Origin of the sequence: Candidatus Bandiella woodruffii (assembly GCF_034359465.1) — a bacterium.
In the GTDB taxonomy this organism is placed as follows: domain Bacteria; phylum Pseudomonadota; class Alphaproteobacteria; order Rickettsiales; family Midichloriaceae; genus NDG2.
The window spans coordinates 589,444-607,500 of sequence record NZ_CP110820.1; the positions used below are offsets into that span (position 1 = coordinate 589,444).

Annotated in this window: 25 protein-coding genes and 2 pseudogenes; 14 read left to right on the plus strand and 13 right to left on the minus strand. The window is 37.0% G+C overall.

Annotated elements, in window-relative coordinates; translation table 11 throughout:
* Positions 1 to 58: 58 nt before the first annotated feature.
* Genes Bandiella_RS03610 through Bandiella_RS03620 form a run of 3 tightly spaced genes read right to left on the minus strand, consistent with a single transcriptional unit; the run spans position 59 to position 911 of the window.
* On the minus strand, positions 59 to 298 hold the full coding sequence (locus Bandiella_RS03610) for a hypothetical protein (RefSeq protein WP_323732426.1): 240 nt from the start codon (positions 296 to 298) through the stop codon (positions 59 to 61).
* Between the two features lie 60 nt (positions 299 to 358).
* Complete coding sequence (locus tag Bandiella_RS03615; protein WP_323733392.1) at positions 359 to 748, minus strand: IS1 family transposase; 390 nt, start codon at positions 746 to 748, stop codon at positions 359 to 361.
* Complete coding sequence (locus Bandiella_RS03620) at positions 711 to 911, minus strand: hypothetical protein (protein WP_323732427.1); 201 nt, start codon at positions 909 to 911, stop codon at positions 711 to 713. Before Bandiella_RS03620 ends, Bandiella_RS03615 begins: the two co-directional genes overlap by 38 nt.
* Before the next feature lie 20 nt (positions 912 to 931).
* On the opposite strand from Bandiella_RS03620, the gene Bandiella_RS03625 reads away from it, so the two are divergent.
* Positions 932 to 1,324, plus strand: a complete 393-nt coding sequence (locus Bandiella_RS03625; protein ID WP_323732428.1) for a transposase-like zinc-binding domain-containing protein — start codon at positions 932 to 934, stop codon at positions 1,322 to 1,324.
* On the plus strand, positions 1,308 to 1,676 hold the full coding sequence (locus Bandiella_RS03630; protein WP_323733371.1) for an IS1 family transposase: 369 nt from the start codon (positions 1,308 to 1,310) through the stop codon (positions 1,674 to 1,676). The genes Bandiella_RS03625 and Bandiella_RS03630 overlap by 17 nt, the downstream gene beginning before the upstream one ends.
* A 391-nt stretch (positions 1,677 to 2,067) precedes the next feature.
* Here Bandiella_RS03630 and tgt read toward each other — a convergent pair whose 3' ends face one another.
* Both tgt and Bandiella_RS03640 read right to left on the minus strand, forming a co-directional pair.
* Positions 2,068 to 3,171 carry a tRNA guanosine(34) transglycosylase Tgt gene (tgt, locus tag Bandiella_RS03635; RefSeq protein ID WP_323732429.1) on the minus strand — a complete coding sequence of 368 codons (1,104 nt, stop codon included), beginning with the start codon at positions 3,169 to 3,171 and terminating at the stop codon, positions 2,068 to 2,070.
* Positions 3,172 to 3,870: an alpha/beta hydrolase gene (locus Bandiella_RS03640; RefSeq protein WP_323732430.1), complete on the minus strand. Its 699-nt coding sequence runs from the start codon at positions 3,868 to 3,870 to the stop codon at positions 3,172 to 3,174.
* 71 nt (positions 3,871 to 3,941) lie between these two features.
* On the opposite strand from Bandiella_RS03640, the gene Bandiella_RS03645 reads away from it, so the two are divergent.
* Entirely contained in the window at positions 3,942 to 5,036 is a 1,095-nt protein-coding gene (locus tag Bandiella_RS03645; RefSeq protein ID WP_323732431.1) for a cysteine desulfurase family protein, read from the plus strand.
* A 185-nt stretch (positions 5,037 to 5,221) separates the two neighbouring features.
* Here Bandiella_RS03645 and Bandiella_RS03650 read toward each other — a convergent pair whose 3' ends face one another.
* The 5 genes from Bandiella_RS03650 to Bandiella_RS03670 form a co-directional block, all read right to left on the minus strand.
* Positions 5,222 to 5,386, minus strand: coding sequence for an L-threonylcarbamoyladenylate synthase (locus Bandiella_RS03650; protein WP_323733397.1), 165 nt, complete (start codon positions 5,384 to 5,386; stop codon positions 5,222 to 5,224).
* A gap of 44 nt (positions 5,387 to 5,430) precedes the next feature.
* Positions 5,431 to 5,733 (minus strand): DUF6671 family protein, encoded by a 303-nt coding sequence (locus tag Bandiella_RS03655; protein WP_323732432.1) that lies wholly within the window; start codon positions 5,731 to 5,733, stop codon positions 5,431 to 5,433.
* Between the two features lie 16 nt (positions 5,734 to 5,749).
* Complete coding sequence (locus tag Bandiella_RS03660; protein WP_323733392.1) at positions 5,750 to 6,139, minus strand: IS1 family transposase; 390 nt, start codon at positions 6,137 to 6,139, stop codon at positions 5,750 to 5,752.
* 145 nt (positions 6,140 to 6,284) lie between these two features.
* Complete coding sequence (locus Bandiella_RS03665; RefSeq protein WP_323732433.1) at positions 6,285 to 6,416, minus strand: hypothetical protein; 132 nt, start codon at positions 6,414 to 6,416, stop codon at positions 6,285 to 6,287.
* Positions 6,367 to 6,495, minus strand: coding sequence for a transposase-like zinc-binding domain-containing protein (locus tag Bandiella_RS03670; RefSeq protein WP_323732434.1), 129 nt, complete (start codon positions 6,493 to 6,495; stop codon positions 6,367 to 6,369). The genes Bandiella_RS03665 and Bandiella_RS03670 overlap by 50 nt, the downstream gene beginning before the upstream one ends.
* 20 nt (positions 6,496 to 6,515) lie before the next feature.
* On the opposite strand from Bandiella_RS03670, the gene Bandiella_RS03675 reads away from it, so the two are divergent.
* The 4 genes and pseudogenes from Bandiella_RS03675 to Bandiella_RS03690 all read left to right on the plus strand — a co-directional run bounded on the left by Bandiella_RS03675 (position 6,516) and on the right by Bandiella_RS03690 (position 7,913).
* On the plus strand, positions 6,516 to 6,827 hold the full coding sequence (locus Bandiella_RS03675) for a hypothetical protein (RefSeq protein ID WP_323732435.1): 312 nt from the start codon (positions 6,516 to 6,518) through the stop codon (positions 6,825 to 6,827).
* A gap of 37 nt (positions 6,828 to 6,864) precedes the next feature.
* A complete protein-coding gene (locus Bandiella_RS03680) occupies positions 6,865 to 7,128 on the plus strand; it encodes a hypothetical protein (protein WP_323732436.1) in 264 nt (87 codons plus the stop codon).
* Positions 7,101 to 7,454, plus strand: a pseudogene (locus Bandiella_RS03685) (HD domain-containing protein); the annotation flags it as partial. The gene Bandiella_RS03680 and the pseudogene Bandiella_RS03685, both read left to right, overlap by 28 nt.
* Before the next feature lie 69 nt (positions 7,455 to 7,523).
* Positions 7,524 to 7,913: a transposase gene (locus Bandiella_RS03690; RefSeq protein ID WP_323733398.1), complete on the plus strand. Its 390-nt coding sequence runs from the start codon at positions 7,524 to 7,526 to the stop codon at positions 7,911 to 7,913.
* Positions 7,914 to 7,918: 5 nt separating this feature from the next.
* Here Bandiella_RS03690 and Bandiella_RS03695 read toward each other — a convergent pair.
* A pseudogene (locus tag Bandiella_RS03695) lies at positions 7,919 to 8,683 on the minus strand (IS5 family transposase).
* Positions 8,684 to 8,729: 46 nt separating this feature from the next.
* On the opposite strand from Bandiella_RS03695, the gene Bandiella_RS03700 reads away from it, so the two are divergent.
* From Bandiella_RS03700 to ltrA, 4 genes are all read left to right on the plus strand, one after another.
* Positions 8,730 to 8,876 (plus strand): hypothetical protein, encoded by a 147-nt coding sequence (locus Bandiella_RS03700; RefSeq protein WP_323732437.1) that lies wholly within the window; start codon positions 8,730 to 8,732, stop codon positions 8,874 to 8,876.
* Positions 8,845 to 9,195, plus strand: a complete 351-nt coding sequence (locus tag Bandiella_RS03705) for a transposase (protein ID WP_323732438.1) — start codon at positions 8,845 to 8,847, stop codon at positions 9,193 to 9,195. Before Bandiella_RS03700 ends, Bandiella_RS03705 begins: the two co-directional genes overlap by 32 nt.
* 223 nt (positions 9,196 to 9,418) lie before the next feature.
* Complete coding sequence (locus Bandiella_RS03710) at positions 9,419 to 9,598, plus strand: hypothetical protein (protein ID WP_323732439.1); 180 nt, start codon at positions 9,419 to 9,421, stop codon at positions 9,596 to 9,598.
* Between the two features lie 448 nt (positions 9,599 to 10,046).
* The gene (ltrA, locus tag Bandiella_RS03715; RefSeq protein ID WP_323732440.1) at positions 10,047 to 11,363 is read left to right on the plus strand and encodes a group II intron reverse transcriptase/maturase; all 1,317 of its coding nucleotides are present in this window, start codon (positions 10,047 to 10,049) and stop codon (positions 11,361 to 11,363) included.
* A gap of 734 nt (positions 11,364 to 12,097) precedes the next feature.
* On the opposite strand, the gene rsfS is transcribed toward ltrA, so the two are convergent.
* Both rsfS and lon read right to left on the minus strand, forming a co-directional pair.
* Entirely contained in the window at positions 12,098 to 12,466 is a 369-nt protein-coding gene (gene rsfS, locus Bandiella_RS03720) for a ribosome silencing factor (protein WP_323732441.1), read from the minus strand.
* Between the two features lie 6 nt (positions 12,467 to 12,472).
* Positions 12,473 to 14,860 (minus strand): endopeptidase La, encoded by a 2,388-nt coding sequence (lon, locus tag Bandiella_RS03725; protein WP_323732442.1) that lies wholly within the window; start codon positions 14,858 to 14,860, stop codon positions 12,473 to 12,475.
* Positions 14,861 to 14,943: 83 nt separating this feature from the next.
* Between lon and Bandiella_RS03730 the strand changes: the two genes are divergently transcribed.
* The 3 genes from Bandiella_RS03730 to bcp all read left to right on the plus strand — a co-directional run bounded on the left by Bandiella_RS03730 (position 14,944) and on the right by bcp (position 17,900).
* Positions 14,944 to 15,417 carry a hypothetical protein gene (locus Bandiella_RS03730; protein ID WP_323732443.1) on the plus strand — a complete coding sequence of 158 codons (474 nt, stop codon included), beginning with the start codon at positions 14,944 to 14,946 and terminating at the stop codon, positions 15,415 to 15,417.
* A gap of 17 nt (positions 15,418 to 15,434) precedes the next feature.
* Positions 15,435 to 17,210 (plus strand): penicillin-binding protein 2, encoded by a 1,776-nt coding sequence (mrdA, locus tag Bandiella_RS03735; RefSeq protein ID WP_323732444.1) that lies wholly within the window; start codon positions 15,435 to 15,437, stop codon positions 17,208 to 17,210.
* Between the two features lie 207 nt (positions 17,211 to 17,417).
* On the plus strand, positions 17,418 to 17,900 hold the full coding sequence (gene bcp, locus Bandiella_RS03740) for a thioredoxin-dependent thiol peroxidase (protein WP_323733399.1): 483 nt from the start codon (positions 17,418 to 17,420) through the stop codon (positions 17,898 to 17,900).
* Positions 17,901 to 18,057: the final 157 nt, after the last annotated feature.

Consider the following 18,057-nt stretch of genomic DNA (forward strand, 5'->3'; position numbering starts at 1 on the left):
AGCGATAAGTATGAGGAGGGCACTTCTTTGTACACTCCTCATACTCTAAATATATAGATTAGTTTTTCGGTGGGTATAGGTTATCGTCTTGCGAGTTTTTTCTACTTTGTATTACTTTATCTACAAATTTATAGTTGATATCTATTTCTGATTGTTTGACCTTTGTCTCATGTATATCATTGTTGGCATAAATATTAGCATGTTCTTCCCTTATTTTTTTGACATCGCTGTTTTTGACTTTAGAATTACCAGTGGAGTTGAGCAGGTTCTCTACAGTAAGTGGACCACATTCATGCACGTTATTTTGCTTTATTGCAGTGTTTGAGATTTTATAGGTTATGTTATCGGCTTCAGAGTGTTAGCCAAAGATAGATATAAAATTGCCCTGCTCACTTAGGAAATTATTGTTATCCTCAAAATGTACCCAGAGCTTAATCGTAAGATCGACAACTTCTTCAGATTTTGAAACTACCTTTGTTTTTCTGGTCATTCTTGCAATTCTGTGCCTTGTGTTTGAGTTATTGGACTCAATTGAGAGTGTATGTTGTTTGCCAACAACATGTTGATGGCGAGGTATAACCTCTGAATAAACAGACCAATCGTCTGTGTAATAACTGCAATTATCTCTACTTATGATTTTCCACAATTTTCTAAAGGTTGTAACGTTACGCTTACCAACCACCCAGGCAACAACTCTCTTGAGCTCCCTACTATAGGCTTTCCATATCCATAATTTGTTTTTTTGAATCTACAAAATGCCACATCTCATCTATTTCAACTTCTCTCAATTCTTCCGGCACTATTGGTCTTGGTATCTTTTTAGCATACAGTATTATCCACTTATATACGCTAGTATGAGCTACTTTAAATAATTTCCCTAGCCATCTAAAGCTACTTGGGAGTGTTGCCATAAGATAGATAAGATGCTAAAATGAATATAGCGAGCAACAAAGAAAATAGAAATATGAATACAGAGTGTAAAAAATGCAGTAGCAGTAAATACGTTAAGAATGGTAATATTAGGGGTATGCAAAGGTATAAATGCAAAGAGTGTGGATGTAATTTTACAAACACTAAATTAAGAGGCTGTTCGCCAGAGATGAAGGCTCTGGCAGTGTTATTGTACAGCATGGGAAAAAGTAGCTTTAGATGGCTAGGGAAATTATTTAAAGTAGCTCATACTAGCGTATATAAGTGGATAATACTGTATGCTAAAAAGATACCAAGACCAACAGTGCCGGAAGAATTGAGAGAAGTTGAAATAGATGAGATGTGGCATTTTGTAGATTCAAAAAAACAAATTATGGATATGGAAAGCCTATAGTAGGGAGCTCAAGAGAGTTGTTGCCTGGGTGGTTGGTAAGCGTAACGTTACAACCTTTAGAAAATTGTGGAAAATCATAAGTAGAGATAATTGCACTTATTACACAGACGATTGGTCTGTTTATTCAGAGGTTATACCTCGCCATCAACATGTTGTTGGCAAACAACATACACTCTCAATTGAGTCCAATAACTCAAACACAAGGCACAGAATTGCAAGAATGACCAGAAAAACAAAGGTAGTTTCAAAATCTGAAGAAGTTGTCGATCTTACGATTAAGCTCTGGGTACATTTTGAGGATAACAATAATTTCCTAAGTGAGCAGGGCAATTTTATATCTATCTTTGGCTAACACTCTGCTTTGTTTTAGCATCTTATCTATCTTATGGCAACACTCCCTTAATTCAACCATAAATTTACTTCATTATTCAAAAATCATACGTAGCCCTGGTAAAAAACTTAGCTAACTTCAAAAATTGGGGGCGTCCTATTTTGGATTCGCATTTGTTGCGCGCTTTTATACGCCCCTCATACTTATCGCTCAATTCCATTTCAAATTCTTCTTTGAATATACCTTTCGTAAATAAAGAGTTGATGAAATTTATAGACGACAGAGAACTTGGAAAAGAGCGAGGAATACGACTGATGAGCATGAGGAGCGTACAAAAGTACGTGACGAAATGCGAAGTCCGAAGTATTTTGACGCCAATTTTTCAAGTTATCGGAGTATATAATTCTTGAAACTATTTCACGTAGGTGAGCTCCTCGTCTGTATAACTATATAGAGTTCCTTTTTCAATCAGGGTTCTTAATTGCTTCATCAGATTTTGGTAATATGCAATATTATGCCACGTCATAAGCACGGCCCCTAATATCTCATTACTTTTGATAAGATGGTTTAAATAAGCTTTGCTAAAGTTGTTGCATGTATAACAATTGCATAATTCATCAAGAGGTGAGCCATCTAGAATATATTTTTGATTTCTTATATTTATAACCCCGCCGCTTACAAATGCCTGGCCATTTCTTCCGGACCTGGTTGGAAGTACGCAATCAAACATATCAACCCCTCTTTTTACTGAAGCAATAATGTCGATTGGCTTACCAACCCCCATTAAATATCTTGGTTTATCAGACGTGATGTTTGGTATTGTAAAGTGCAGTACTTCCAGCATCTTCTCATGCCCCTCACCAACCGCAAGCCCACCTATCGCATATCCATCAAACCCGATTTCTTGAAGAGCTTCTGCACTGATCTTTCTTAAATCCTCAAATGTACTTCCCTGTATAATGCCAAATATCCCATAACCGTCTCTGTCATGAAAAGCTTTTTTTGACTCTTTCGCCCAGATAAGCGAAAGCCGCATGGATTTTTCTGCATATAAATGATCAATTGGGTAAGGAGTGCACTCATCAAATATCATCGTGATATTGCTGTTCAATTTATGCTGAATATCAATAGATTTTTCAGGAGTTAAAAAGTATTTTTGCCCGTCTAAGTGAGAATTGAACTCTACACCATCTGGGGTGATTTTTCTTAACGATGATAAGGACATCACCTGAAACCCACCGGAATCTGTTAGAATAGGCTTGTTCCAGTTCATAAATTTATGTAGTCCACCGAGGTTGGCAATAACGTCTTCACCTGGTCGTAACATCAGATGATAGGTATTACCGAGGATTATCTCCGCCCCAGTTGCAATCACAGACTCCGGCAGCATGGCCTTAACTGTGGCAGCTGTCCCAACGGGCATAAAAGCTGGGGTATTTATCTGGCCATGCGCTGTTGAGATCACCCCCCTTCTTGCTTTGCCGCATGAACTCTTAATCTCAAAAAAAATCGACATTTAAGTTTCTATTACTTTCCTTTTTCTATCCCTTCTTATTTTTTTAGGAGAAGTTGTTCTGATAACTCTAGGTTTTATAAACTGGTCAATTACATCGATTAATTTTTCTTTGTGTTTTGTGAAAAAATGATCAGCTCCTTCGATTAAAACGTATTCTATCTGCGAATTTCTTTGCTTAGCCAATTTCTCATAAAGCGCATAAGCATCTTCCTCCTTTGAAATTTCATCATTAGTCCCTTGGACAATCAATCCTGGTTTTGGGCATGGTGAGATAAAATTATAATCGTGAGATGTAGCTGAAGGTGCTATCACAACAAACCCATCGATCTCTGGTCTGCGCATTAATAGCTGCATGGTGATCCAAGCTCCAAAAGAAAACCCTGCAATCCAATAACTAGAAGCTTCTGGATTTTTAGCTTGCAACCAATCTAGTGCGGTTGCAGCGTCTATTAACTCTCCCTGACCATGATCAAAAGTCCCCAAAGATTTCCCAACCCCCCTGAAGTTAAATCTTAATACGGAAAAGTGATTTTCCACAAAAGTGTAGAAGGTATTATACACAACTTTATTATTCATGGTTCCTCCATGAAGTGGGTGTGGGTGCAGAACAAGAGCCGCTGGCGCGGTTCTGTCGTCGGCTTGATAGTACCTACCTTCTAGCCTGCCCATTTCTCCATTGAAAATTACTTCTTTTATCATTTTGTATAATATACTATTTAGTTACCTATAACTAAGTTAAATACTTATAAAAATCAAAGCAAAATTTTAATATGGAAAGAATTTATTTTGACCATAATGCTACCTCTCCTCTACATCAGAGGGTTAAGGAAGCCATGATTGGACTGATGGGGTTGCCTCTTAATCCATCTTCCGTACACCATTATGGTAGAGAAGCAAGAAAACTCTTGGAAGAATCCAGAGAGAAAATCAGGCAAGTTTTGGGTGTTAATCATACTCATAACTTAGTTTTTACAAGCTCTTGCACTGAAGCAAATAACCTAGTTCTTAATAATTTTCCTGAGTATCGAAAAGTTTGCAGCGCTATTGAACATCCATCCGTCATTAACGTAATTGGAGAAGGAATGATACCAGTAGATACGAACGGGATAATAGATTTGGATTACCTCAAGTCCTATTTAGAAAGTTATCAGGGTACTAAGTTTGTGATTTCTGTTATGTATGCAAATAATGAAGTTGGAACTATCCAGCCCATTAAAGCAATCAAAGAAATAGCTTTGAAACATGGTTGTTTATTGCATTGTGATATTACCCAAGCTATAGGAAGGATTGAAGCTGATGTTGGAGGGATTGATATAATGACATTTAGCTCTCATAAGTTTGGTGGACCAATAGGTGCTGGAGGTTTGATCTATAGAAAAGAACTTAAAATAAATCCAACCATATTAGGTGGGGGACAGGAATCGCGTATTCGATCTGGGACTCAAAACTTAGTTGCCATACATGGAATGGCAGTTGCATTTGGTTTAATTAAAGAAATACAGGAAGATTATAAGCAGATTAAAAAGTTAAGAGACACTATGGAAAGAAAGTTGGCTATAATATCGGATGATGTTGTGATCCTTGGTCTCAACGCGGACAGGTTGCCCAATACTTCTTCGCTATGTATGCCAAAAGTAAGCGCAGAGACCCAACTAATACATTTTGATTTGAATGGAATCTCGCTAAGCGCTGGCTCTGCTTGTTCTTCTGGCAAGATAGATATACCAAGAATTCAACTATCCATGGGGTTAAATGAAGAATTGGCAAAAACAGCTATTAGAGTTAGTTTAGGGCCTAATAATAACATCTTTGAAGTTGATAAATTTGTCAATTTATGGCGAGAATTATTCGATGCTTCCCGTTGAGATACTATATACCTCTGGTAAATCAAGGGTTGGCAAATTTATAGACGACAGAGAACTTGGAAAGCGAAATCCGAAGTATGACGACGCCAACTTTTAAAAGACGCGGAGTATACATAGCTAAAGCAATATAAAAGAGTTATAAGATATGGAGTTTGAAAAGGTCAAAAATGTCGCAATCTAATTATTCATAAGAATTTATGGAGAATTAAAGGATGGTTTCTAGGCCTACCTTTAACGTCAAAGATTTTCTGAATTGCGGTTTCATTTGTGGTGTCTGCAGTCAGCCCATAAACTATTTCAGTTGATAAGGTAATTAACTCGCCACTTTTTAGTAAGCATACCGGCTTAATCTATTTGATCAGATTTAATTATTATGTTTGTGTTATAGTACATACTAAGAATTGCAATATTGGCAGTTTACTGGGTCTGCTTCTTTTTTACCGTCTGCACGTTTTCTATTTTCTTCATAAGCACACTTAACACAACCAAAAATTTCTGATTTTACTAATTCTGTTTCTAAACCACAGCATCCACAGATCAGGCCTTTTTCATATTTGACTTCACCCCAACCAGGGTTATTACAACATGGACACTTTGTTTTTAGTCTATCCGAAAGCTTAGTAGCAAGTTCGCCTATTACATGCATACGCGAAGGCAGAGTGTTAGCCAAAGATAGATATAAAATTGCCCTGCTCACTTAGGAAATCAGAGTGTTAGCCAAAGATAGATATAAAATTGCCCTGCTCACTTAGGAAATTATTGTTATCCTCAAAATGTACCCAGAGCTTAATCGTAAGATCGACAACTTCTTCAGATTTTGAAACTACCTTTGTTTTTCTGGTCATTCTTGCAATTCTGTGCCTTGTGTTTGAGTTATTGGACTCAATTGAGAGTGTATGTTGTTTGCCAACAACATGTTGATGGCGAGGTATAACCTCTGAATAAACAGACCAATCGTCTGTGTAATAACTGCAATTATCTCTACTTATGATTTTCCACAATTTTCTAAAGGTTGTAACGTTACGCTTACCAACCACCCAGGCAACAACTCTCTTGAGCTCCCTACTATAGGCTTTCCATATCCATAATTTGTTTTTTTGAATCTACAAAATGCCACATCTCATCTATTTCAACTTCTCTCTCAATTCTTCCGGCACTGTTGGTCTTGGTATCTTTTTAGCATACAGTATTATCCACTTATATACGCTAGTATGAGCTACTTTAAATAATTTCCCTAGCCATCTAAAGCTACTTTTTTCCCATGCTGTACAATAACACTGCCAGAGCCTTCATCTCTGGCGAACAGCCTCTTAATTTAGTGCTTGTAAAATTACATACACTCTTTGCATTTATACCTTTGCATACCCATAATATTACCATTCTTAACGTATTTACTGCTACTGCATTTTTTACACTCTGTATTCATATTTCTATTTTCTTTGTTGCTCGCTATATTCATTTTAGCATCTTATCTATCTTATGGCAACACTCCCGTTTTCTTTATTCTTGTTGCAGTCAACAATATTTATGTTCTCTATCCCCAAATTAAGTACGATATCCTCTATTTTATATAAATATTTCCCTGTAGAAAAGCGGTTTACTTATATGGCTTTGGCATTTGGTTGTGCGAATCCTGTCTCTAAGGTATTGACTGCTTTTAGCTTAATCCCACTGACTGAATTTTTTTGGCTACTATGGTCTTTGGTTTTTGATTGTGCCGGTATTGATCAGTTATTTTTGGGCGATATTATATCTAAGAAAACTGGAGATAGAAAATGGAAGGTACCATAACTATCCAAACGAAGATGGCATCCCGGATACTGCGTTGATGGAAGAAGTTGAGGATGCTGACTTTGCTGAAGATAAAGAGGCGTATATGGCTTACAGTACAGATTGCGAACATCAACAAAAGTTGATCAATATTATACTGGACAAAGCCCAGCAAGAGAGAAAAAAAACTGAATGTGCTGATGATAAAAAGGCCATTACGTTTGCTAAAAATGGCATGCTGGGCAAACCCCTCGAGATAATGGAGAGCCATTTTATTCACATCCGTTTGCGGTTGCTGAAATTATTACGGAATTTTATCTAAAAACCGATGTAATCATAGCTGCAATACTTCATGATGTTGTGGAGGACAGTGACTGCACAGTTGAGTTGATAGAAAAAGAGTTTAATCCGCGTGTTGCCCAAATTGTTGGCAGATTAACTAATAAAAGGCAGGTTAAAAATGGTAAAACAATTGAAAAGCTGAGTTTACAAGAAGTGGTGGACAAACTGCATGAAGCCGCAGATCATGGGAGTGTTGCAAGATGGAATAAAGAAAGGTATAGTGGAGTGGATTACAGAATAAAAGAAGAGAAAAATGTCATCAGCGCATCAAATAATAATGGTATGTTTGGATCAATTGGTTGGTAGTGAGCATCAATATCGCAAATTTAAGGAGCTGTTTTAATTTTGGGGCAGTAGAGCAAGAGCTGAAGGGGAATTGAATCTCCTGCTAATTATAAGGGATATGGTGTTTTACGTTTATTTAAATGCTTGTTGTTACAGTTTATGGAAGATTTGTCAGATCGTGAACTAGAAAGATATTTGAGTGACAGTGTTGCAGCCAAGTGGTTTTGTGATTTTGATTTAACCGAAGCCACACCTGATTATAGCGTTTTTAGTAGAATCCGCTCAAAGATAGGAACAAATTTGTTATCAAAAATCTTTGCCATTTTTAGAGATCAACTAAAATCTCAAGGATATATGAGCGAGGTATTTACTTTTGTTGATGCAAGTCACTTGATCTCCAAAGCTAATTTATGGGAAGAGCGGGATGAAGCCAGAAAACAAAAATATGAAAAACTTAACAACGAAGTCTTGCCTAGATAATGTCGTCATGAGATTTTAAGCCAAAGAGATAAGCATCTAATCTGAATTGCGGCAAGAAAAGAAGCTGAATTTTTAGCATATCTGGTTGCAATTTCCCTCCATCTTTTAAGATGAAGAAAGGTGTTTTCTACAATATGCCTTATTTTGTATAAATCTTTATCGTATTTTCTCTGGGTGATTCTGTTCTTTTTTAGGAGGAATAATAACGCTCATGCCCAATTCTTGGGCATGGTCAATTATGTAATTAGCATCGTACCCTCTGTCGGCTAGTAAGTACTCAGCTTTCATCTCTTCAATAAGATTAACAGCCTGCTTGCAATCAGCTTCTGAGCCTTTTGTGATAATAACTTTGAGTGGCATACCATGTGAATCCAAGGCAAGGTGAATCTTTGTATTGAGCCCCCCTTTGTACGACTCATATCTTGATTGCCGCCTTTTGCACCTGAAGCATGTGGATGCACTTTACTATGACTTGCGTCTATCATTAACCATTCCATATCAGGTTCTTTCACAAATATCTCCAATAAAGCCTCCCATATCCTTTTGTCTCTCCATCTGCAAAATCTTTTATGTGTATTTTTCCATCCTCCATATTCTGAAGGCAAATCTCTCCAGGGAGAACCTGTTCTTAATATCCAAAATACTGCGTTAATGAATCTTCTGTTATTATGTGCCAAACCTCCCCACGTACCTTCCCTTCCTGGCAAATGATCCTTTATCAAATCCCACATATTATCTGTTATATCATGCCTATGTAGCCCTAAATCCATTTTTACTCCTGATTTATCTTTTCTTTCATATTATACCACAAATCTCATGACGACATTATCTAAAGTCGCACATGATAAACAAGCCAAAATAGGGTGCAAGGGTGGTAGTAAATTTTGGTATGGCTATAAGAAAACATGTAAGCGTAGATATTCAATCCGGAATGATCAACAAGGTTGCTATAACGCCTGCTAATGTTACCGATGCAAAGGGAGTTGCGCATGTTTTACCAAATAGTGGAGCAGTTTATGCTGACAAAGGGTATTGTGTTGCACCAGCAAAGAATGCAGCTAAAAGCAGAGGTATTCATTTTTGCGCCATCAAGAAAAACAATATGAAGCAAAAGAATTTTGACCTTGATCGATACTATACTTCCATAAGGGCTCCGTTTGAGAGGGTGTTTTCTCAAGATAATAAACGATTGCGATACATAGGAATTGCCAAAAATCAGTTTGCTGAATTTATGAATGCTATCTGCTTTAATTTTAAAACGTTTAACGGTCTTACTGCGTAAGCTCATAAAATCACGCTTCGCAGAATCAATAAAAAGCTAAAAATTACCATATCCCACCTCAAAAAAAAAATCTTTTGAATTCTTGGGGAGACCAATTTTTTGTTAATTTTTAGACCATGGCCCAAACTTCCTTAAATCAAACCATCACATTTATCCTTATTTTATCTTTCAACGCTCCCTTCATGAAGCTTTACTGATCAAAGAAATTGATAGGTTACACAATTTGGAAACCATTGGGGCAAGGTCGAAGTACAAGCAAGTAAAAGAAGCTAAAAACACCCAAGAATCTTTAGTCCCAGCAATTGCACATGTTGGAGATGAGCTGAACATCCCTCACATCGTTAAATTGGAAAATAGGCTTTTTAAAATTGCCGTGATATTCTGCGCAGGCGATCATAAATAAACCAGTACCGATTTAAATATATGTGCGCCGGGCATGAGGTAAGAGCAAAGGGTTCAAGTCCCTTATGGGCTGAGATAGAGCGGTCCATTAGCTGAGGCAAGGTTAACTTCGTGAGGAGTTGGCTGAAGGAAGCTGACGGCAAAGTAAGGCTGAAACGAACAGAAACTTGGTAGTAGGCCGTTATAACTGGGCAACCTAGCATTAACTGGAATAGCCCGCCTCTATGCGGAAGTGTATAGCGGTAAACCAAGTTCAGCCTTATGGAGGTCTTGCATCTTACCCCGGGAGGCCTTTTATCTAGCTTGAGTATAAGCTACTTTGCTAGCAATAGTAGAGGACAGGATAAAAGGAGTCAGCAGAAGGCATAGTACTTAAGAGAATCGGTACCTCTCTTGAGGAAGGCCTGAATTAGATTTGTTAGGTACTGGAATTTTAATTTTGGAGTTATATGGTAGCAAAAGATAGCAATACCATCCACGGATCAAATAGTGAAGGCAGTACTGGAGCTGTTGATCATGAGGCGCATAGAGTAACTTCAGCAATTAGAATACCCCAGGACCTTGCAAAAGATGTAATTGGGGATGTAGTTAAAACTGCAAATCTCAAAAGTGCCTTTAAAGCAGTAAAACGCAATAAAGGTGCACCTGGTATCGATAAAAGAACTATCAATGAAGTACAAGAGTCCTTAGATGAGATTATCCAAGAGCTCCAATCTTCAGTTATCAACGGTAAATATACTCCTTCCTGTGTTAGAGGAGTACAAATACCCAAGCCTAATGGTAAAACCCGTTTGCTTGGCATACCTACAGTAATTGATAGAATGGTGCAGCAAGCTATAGTTCAAGTTTTATCACCTTTGTTTGATCCACACTTTTCGGACAATAGCTATGGATTTAGACCTAAGCGTTCTGCGCAAGGCGCTATGTCCAAAGCTAAAGAATTTGTAAAGTCTGGTAAATCATGGGTGGTGGATATGGACATAGAAGCTTTCTTTGATAACGTCAATCATGACATTTTAATGTCTCTAATTGCACGCTCTATCTCTGATAAGAAGCTCTTAAAGCTGATTAGATCGTTCTTAAACGCAGGCATGATGCAAAATGGCTTAATGAGCAAGAGAGACCTAGGGACCCCACAGGGTGGACCGCTCTCCCCTCTTCTAAGCAATATCTTGCTTCATGAACTTGATAGAGAGCTTCATTTACGTAAGCACTCTTTCGTCAGATACGCTGATGATTGTAACATTTATGTTACTTCTAAGAATGCTGCACAGAGAGTACTTACATCTATAACGAAGTTTCTTAACAGTAAGCTCAAACTTAAAGTTAATCTTACTAAAAGTGCTACTAGCTCTGTTCAAGACCGTAAATTCCTTGGATTTACATTGTTAACAGATGGCTCTGCTATTATTGCTAGAGAATCTATATCTCTCTTCAAAGATAAGGTTCGCCTTATCACCAAAAGAAGTAGAGGTGTTAAATTTGATACAATAATCAGAGAGTTAAATCAAGCTACGAGAGGCTGGTTTCACTATTTTAAGTGTTCCGACTTTCCAAAGCCTCTGTGGCATCTGGACGGTTGGATTAGAAGGCGTCTTCGTTCTTACAGGATAAAACAGCGTAAAAGAAAATTCTCGATCAAAACTTTTCTAACTGCTCATGGTGTATCTCAGCGATCTAGCTGGTCACTTGCTTGCTCTAGAAGGTTGGTGGAGAAAATCTCTATCTCATGCTGCTCACCAGGCTCTCAATTTAAAGTATTTTGAGAGGAACAACCTATTTTCCATGTATACATCTTTTGTTAAACACAAATCTGAAACCGCCGTATGCGACATCGCTTGTACGGTGGTGTGTGAGAGGGAGATTCAGCAATGGATCTCTCTACTCGATTACTCCAATAACTTGAAAATCTGGCCTCAAATATATCTTACTTGGGCATTTCGTTGCGCACTATTGTACGCTCCTCATGCTCCGCACTCAATTCCTTGCCAATTCTTAAAATACTTTGAGTATAATACTCTCGTAAATCAAGAGTTGATGAAATTTATAGACGACAGAGAACTTAGAAAAGAGCGAGGAATACGAGTGATGAGCATGAGGAGCGTACAAAAGTACGTGACGAAATGCGAAGTCCGAAGTATTTTGACGCCAATTTTTCAAGTTATCGGAGTATAATAACATTGAGTTACAACAAGTGAAAATAACACACCATATGGCAAGTTCTTGATCGCAAATCTACATGTTATGACCAAGGCACATGGACATCATTAGTTGAGTGTTACAATTCTTTATTGCGACATTATCTTGCAAGATTCAATCGCAGAACTAGACGATGTTCCAAATCCATCGATATGATTAAAGCATCGATTATTCTACTTTTTAATAATTTAGGCAGAGCCATACTGTCATCTATATTTATTTAGGGATCCCTTTTATCTACTTATTCCCTCGTTTTTCCATACTTTAACCTATTTTGACGGATGGACTAGACATACAGCTTCTATTTAAGCGCCTTTTCTGCCGAGCCAATCTTTTTCCATATTTCTTCTAAATCATACTTCCTACGTGTCTCTTCCTGAAATATGTTTATTATAACGCTACCAGCATCTATTAATATCCATTCAGCAGCCTGATATCCCTCGCTCTTTGTAAAAATAGAGTACTCTTCTTTGAGAAGGTCGCATAACTTGTCCGCCAAAGTTGCAACATGGCGCGAGGAGCTACCCGTCGCTATTAATGCCTTATCAAATAACCATTTGTTTTTTTCAAACTCTATGACGGAAATATCTTCCGCTTTTAGTTCTTCTAATCTATCAATAAGCGATTTGACCACACTATCTGTCTGGGCTTGTTGGCTATCGTACTTCATAAAATTTCAATGTTTTTGTGTACTTCCATATTGGGCTTCGCTTAGGATTGGTTCCTTAGACGTCACCTTAGGAATAATTTTAACTGGGGTTTCAAGCGCATGCCATACCACCTCGTCGAATGATGCGACCGGCATTATCTCTATGTTATTCTTCACCTCTTCTGGCATTTCTTCAATGTCTTTCCAATTATCCTTTGGAATCATCACTTTTTTTACACCTGCTCTTAGAGCAGCTAATAATTTTTCTTTCAACCCCCCAATTTCAAGCACATTCCCTCTTAAGGTTATCTCTCCAGTCATTGCCACATCTTTTTGAACTGGTATTCCGGTTAGAACTGAAACTATAGAGGTAGAAATTGCTATCCCCGCAGAAGGACCATCTTTTGGGGTCGCTCCTTCTGGAAAATGCACGTGAATGTCATATTTCTGAAACATTTCCTCACCAATGCCATACTCTTTTGCTTTGGAATGAATATAACTGTGAGCCGCCTGAACAGACTCTTTCATAACATCACCAAGTTTGCCCGTTATTTTAACGTTTCCTTTGCCCTTATATTTGACAGCCTCAATGGCTAATAAATCTCCACCAACTGTTGTATAGGCAAGTCCGTTAGTCACACCAACTTGGTTTTGCTTGTCTATCTCTCCATAATTGAACTTATGGGGACCAAGAAATTCTTGCAAATTATCGCTACATACAGATACCTTATCTACTTCTTTTAAAAGAACCTTTCTTACAGCCTTTCTAAATATCTTTTCTATCTCTCTGTTAAGGTTTCTAACACCTGCTTCTCTGGTGTAATATCTGATGATATCTGTAATCGCAGAATCGTCTATATCCAATTCTGCCTCACTCATAGAGTGGGACTCTCTAACTTTAGGGACCAAGTGCTTTTTCGCTATCAAAAGTTTGTCGCTCTCCGTATATCCAGACAGCCTTAACAACTCCATCCTGTCCATTAAAGGACCTGGTATGTTTGTGGTATTTGCTGTCGCAACAAACATCACCTTTGACAAATCAAAATCAACTTCAAGATAATGGTCATTAAAATTTTTGTTTTGAGATGTATCTAGGATTTCCAACAGAGCTGACGCTGGGTCCCCTCTATAATCGCTGCCCAACTTGTCAATCTCATCCAAAAGTATCAAAGGATTCGAGCTTTGTGCTTTTTTCATAGCCTGTATTATCTTGCCTGGCATTGAACCAATATAGGTCCTTCTATGCCCTTTGATCTCCGCCTCATCTCTAAGACCACCCAATGTAATCTTGGCAAAATTACGCCCTGTTGCCTTTGCTATGGATTTTGCCAAAGAGGTTTTCCCAACCCCAGGAGGGCCAACCAGACAAATAATACTGCCTCCAAGTTTTTTGGACTTCACATTAACAGCCAAGTACTCTAAAATCCTCTCCTTAATTTTGTTTAATGCGTAGTGATCTTCATCCAGTGCCTCTTGAGCTTTTGCCAAATCTTTGTTATTAGCGGTGAACTTTTGCCACGGTAAATTTACAATCCAATCCAAATAATTTCTTATGACAGTAGCTTCAGAAGACATAGGGTTCATCATTTTAAGCTTTTTAAGCTCCGCGTTTGCCTTTTCTTTTGCTTCCTTGGTGAGCTTTAATTTGTCTATAGTGCTTTTTAATTCACTGAATTCTTCTTTTAAATCTTCTTCTCCCAATTCTTTGTGGATTGCCTTCAACTGCTCTTGCAAATAATAATCTTTCTGATTCTTCTCTATTTGTGTTTTGACCCTGGTCTTTATTTTGTTCTCCGCTTTGAGTAACTCAATTTCTGAGTTGATGAATATCATCAACTTCTCCAACTTTTTATTAACATCGTTAAGCTCAAGCAACTGTTGTTTTTTTTCCACAGACAAGTAAATTTGGGAGCATAAGGCATTGCTAAAACTTACTATGTCTTTTATCTGAACTATGTTAGAGAAAGACTCTTGTGATGCTTTCTTACTAATACCTAAGTACTCTTCGAATAGGTCTATAACTGCGTTCCTTAATACTATGCTTTCTTGTTCATTGGAGCATATATCTTGTATAGGGTTGATGTATGCTTGGATATGAGCCCCGGTATTTAAAAACTTAACTGTCTTTGCTTTAGTTACACCCTCAACTAAAATCTTCACAGAAGAATCCTGCAGCTTAATGATCTGCATAACTTTTGACAGCACACCAACCTTATATAACTCTCCAATTTTTGGTGCGTCTTTTCCGCCATCTTTTTGAGATACTAGGAATATAGTATTACCAGTCGCCAAGTTCTGTAGTGCGTTTATAGACTTATCCCTACCAACAAAAAGAGGGATAATCATTTTGGGAAACATCACCACATCTCTTAATGGCAAAACCGGATAACAAATTAGTCCTTCTGTATGTTCCATTTTATAGCAGCTTTATCTTTTACTATTTCTACCTTATATATATACCTGAATACTTTTTTAACAAGCTGATTTAATATTTTTATATGAAATTATCAATTAAACTCAAAGCTAACTTGTTCATCATCTTTGTGATATTAGCTCAATCTACGCCATTTTCATTCAACGTTATGCCTGGTCATTTACCAGAGTTGCTGTCGCTTGTTATATACATAACTTACTCTTTAAATAAGGAAGCGCTAGGCTACTTTAACTTAGTTCTAATATCCTTACTCAATGATATGATAAAACTAAATTATATAGGCACCTCTGTTATGCAGTATTTTGTATATGCCTTTTATATAGACAAACTGAAAAGAATTTATATACACGAAAACTTGTTAATTGAATGGGTAGGATTTGCATTGCTAAATATAGTTTTATTGCCGTGCAAATACAGTTTACTGAACTTTATTCGAGGTAGTGATGTAATTTTTACAGTGATAGCTTTTGAAAAAACGTTGATAACTATAGCTTGCTTCCCTGCTATATATTATTTTATCAATAAACTTGTTAAATAATCTCAAGCCAAGAAGTGATGCGAGATAAAAGAGAGAAATATAAAATATTTACAAGAAGAGCATTGATAACCGGGGCTGTAAAAGCAACTTTGCTCAGCTGTTTGATTGGTAGATTTTACTACCTTCAAATACTCACTTCTGATGAGTATAAAACGCTTTCAAACAAAAATAGACTGAGGATTTTTTTAACTCAGCCTAAAAGGGGACAAATATTAGATGGTAATGGCGTTGCTCTTGCGGAAAACATAAAAACATATGCACTACTTTTGAAAAGAGAGTATAAAACCCAAATAAAAACGGTAGTGGCCAAAATAAACGACATTATGGTTGACCAAAAGGTAAATATTTCATTAATCCCCAGCAAAAACAAAGGTATTTCTCATATTCAACCAATCAAACTTTTCGAAAACTTATCTCTGCAGAATGCCATTTTACTTGATGCCAACCCAGAATTAATAGAAACTGAAATAAAAGAAAGTTTTATCAGATATTATCCATTAAAAGAGAAAGCTTTTCACATTACCGGATATTTAGGCAGTACAAATAAAACCGATGTAAAAGAAGGTGATGTTAAAAAGCAATACGATTTCGCAGTGGGAAAAGATGGGGTAGAAAAACAATTTAACGAAGACTTGACAGGTCAACCCGGTATGGAAAAAATAGAGGTGGACGCAAAAGGGAATTTTATAAGGAGTGTGGACTTCTCTTCTTCCGTTCCTGGGAATGATATAAAATTGTCAATCAACAATAATGTGCAGAACATACTGTGCAATCATATGCATGGCTATACAGGAGCGATTGTAGTTATGGACCTTACCATCCAAAAGATTATTGGTTTGGTATCAAGCCCAACAATTAATCCCAATATCTTTATCGAAGGACTGTCTCATGATGATTGGAAAACGATAAAAACAAATAAGCAAAATCCTTTGATTAACAAGTGCATTTCAGCCAAGTACCCCCCTGGATCAATTTTTAAGTTGGTTATGTTTTTGGCAATTTTAAAGCAGGGACTTGATCCAGAACATAGAATTTTTTGCCCTGGATATCATAAGGTAGGTAATACAGTGTATGGATGTTGGAAGAAATCTGGGCATGGTTATATGAACCTTGAAAATGCCTTGGCTCAATCTTGCAATGTGTATTTTTTCGAACAGTCATTAAAGGTGGGGATTAATAGAATCTACGAAATAGCTAATCTATTAGGACTGTCTCAAAAAACCAATATCGAGCTTCCTTTTGAAATGACCGGGTTGATACCCACCAAAGAGTGGAAAAAAAGGAGGTACAAATTAAATTGGTACCCAGGGGATACAATCAACACATCAATAGGGCAAGGATATGTAGAAACCACGCCAATTCAGTTGTTGCAAATGACAGCCAGAATTGCGGCAAAGAAAAATTTATCCTCATCAATAATCACTTCGAAGTTAGATGAAGCCATGGTCGATAACTTGAATGTCAACCACCAGCATTTGGTAAAATTGAGGGCAGCCTTACTAAAAGTTTTTTATGACCCTAACGGTACAGGCTACAATGAAAGAATAGAAGATCCGGAATATCAAATTGCCGGCAAAAGTGGTACTTCACAAGTGGTCGGAACAAAGCACAATAGTAAAAACGCCTTATATCAAGACAACAGTTTATTTGTAGGATTTGCACCATTTCATAACCCAAGATTTGTAATTTCAACGGTGATTGAAAATGGGGGATGGGGTTCTAAAACTGCCACTCCTATCTCCAAGAACATATTGTTAGACATCAAAGCCCTCAATCTACCTGTAATAAATTAGGAATTAGAAAATTTATAGACAACAAATAACTTCAAAATGCAAGAAGTTGATTGACTAAGTACTGTTACAGTAGCTATAGTTAAGCACCTTCGCAATTTGGCACGCACTACAACTCTGATAAGTTAAGCGTTAAAAATTCGAGAAGAGCGAGAGATATAAGCGTAAGGAGCACACAAAAAGAACATTCAATGGAGCGTTAATATGCAGATAGAGTTAAAAGAAAATAATTTAGCACCAAATTTTAAATTACCATCTTCTGATGGGAAAGAAGTCTCTTTAAAAGATTTTTATGGGAAAAATTTGGTTTTATATTTTTATCCAAAAGACTCCACCCCGGGATGCACTATACAAGGCAATGATTTTTCAAGTAAACTCGAAGAGTTCAAAAAGATAAACACTATCATTGTTGGTGTATCTAAGGATAATGCAAAAAGCCATAAAAATTTCATTACAAAGCAGTGCATAAAGTTTGACTTACTGTCTGATGTAGACGGAACAATATGCAATCTATATGGGGTTTGGAAGGAGAAAAGTATGTTTGGAAAAAAATACATGGGTATAGAAAGAAGTACATTTCTCATAGATAAAGATGGAGTATTGAGAAAAATTTGGCACAAAGTAAATGTCAATGGACATGCAAATAATGTGCTTATGGAAGCAAAAAAACTAAATTCACTTCTAGTAACCTAAACTCTGGATTAGAAAAGTGAGATAAAGTAGAGTTACTCTAAGGTAAGAGATACGTTATAGACCAATACATTTAACCTGAGTTTTGGATAAGGAGTAGTAAAAAAGAAGGCAATAGGCTAACTTAAGATTGAAAAAACAAAAAAAGGAAGCATATTAT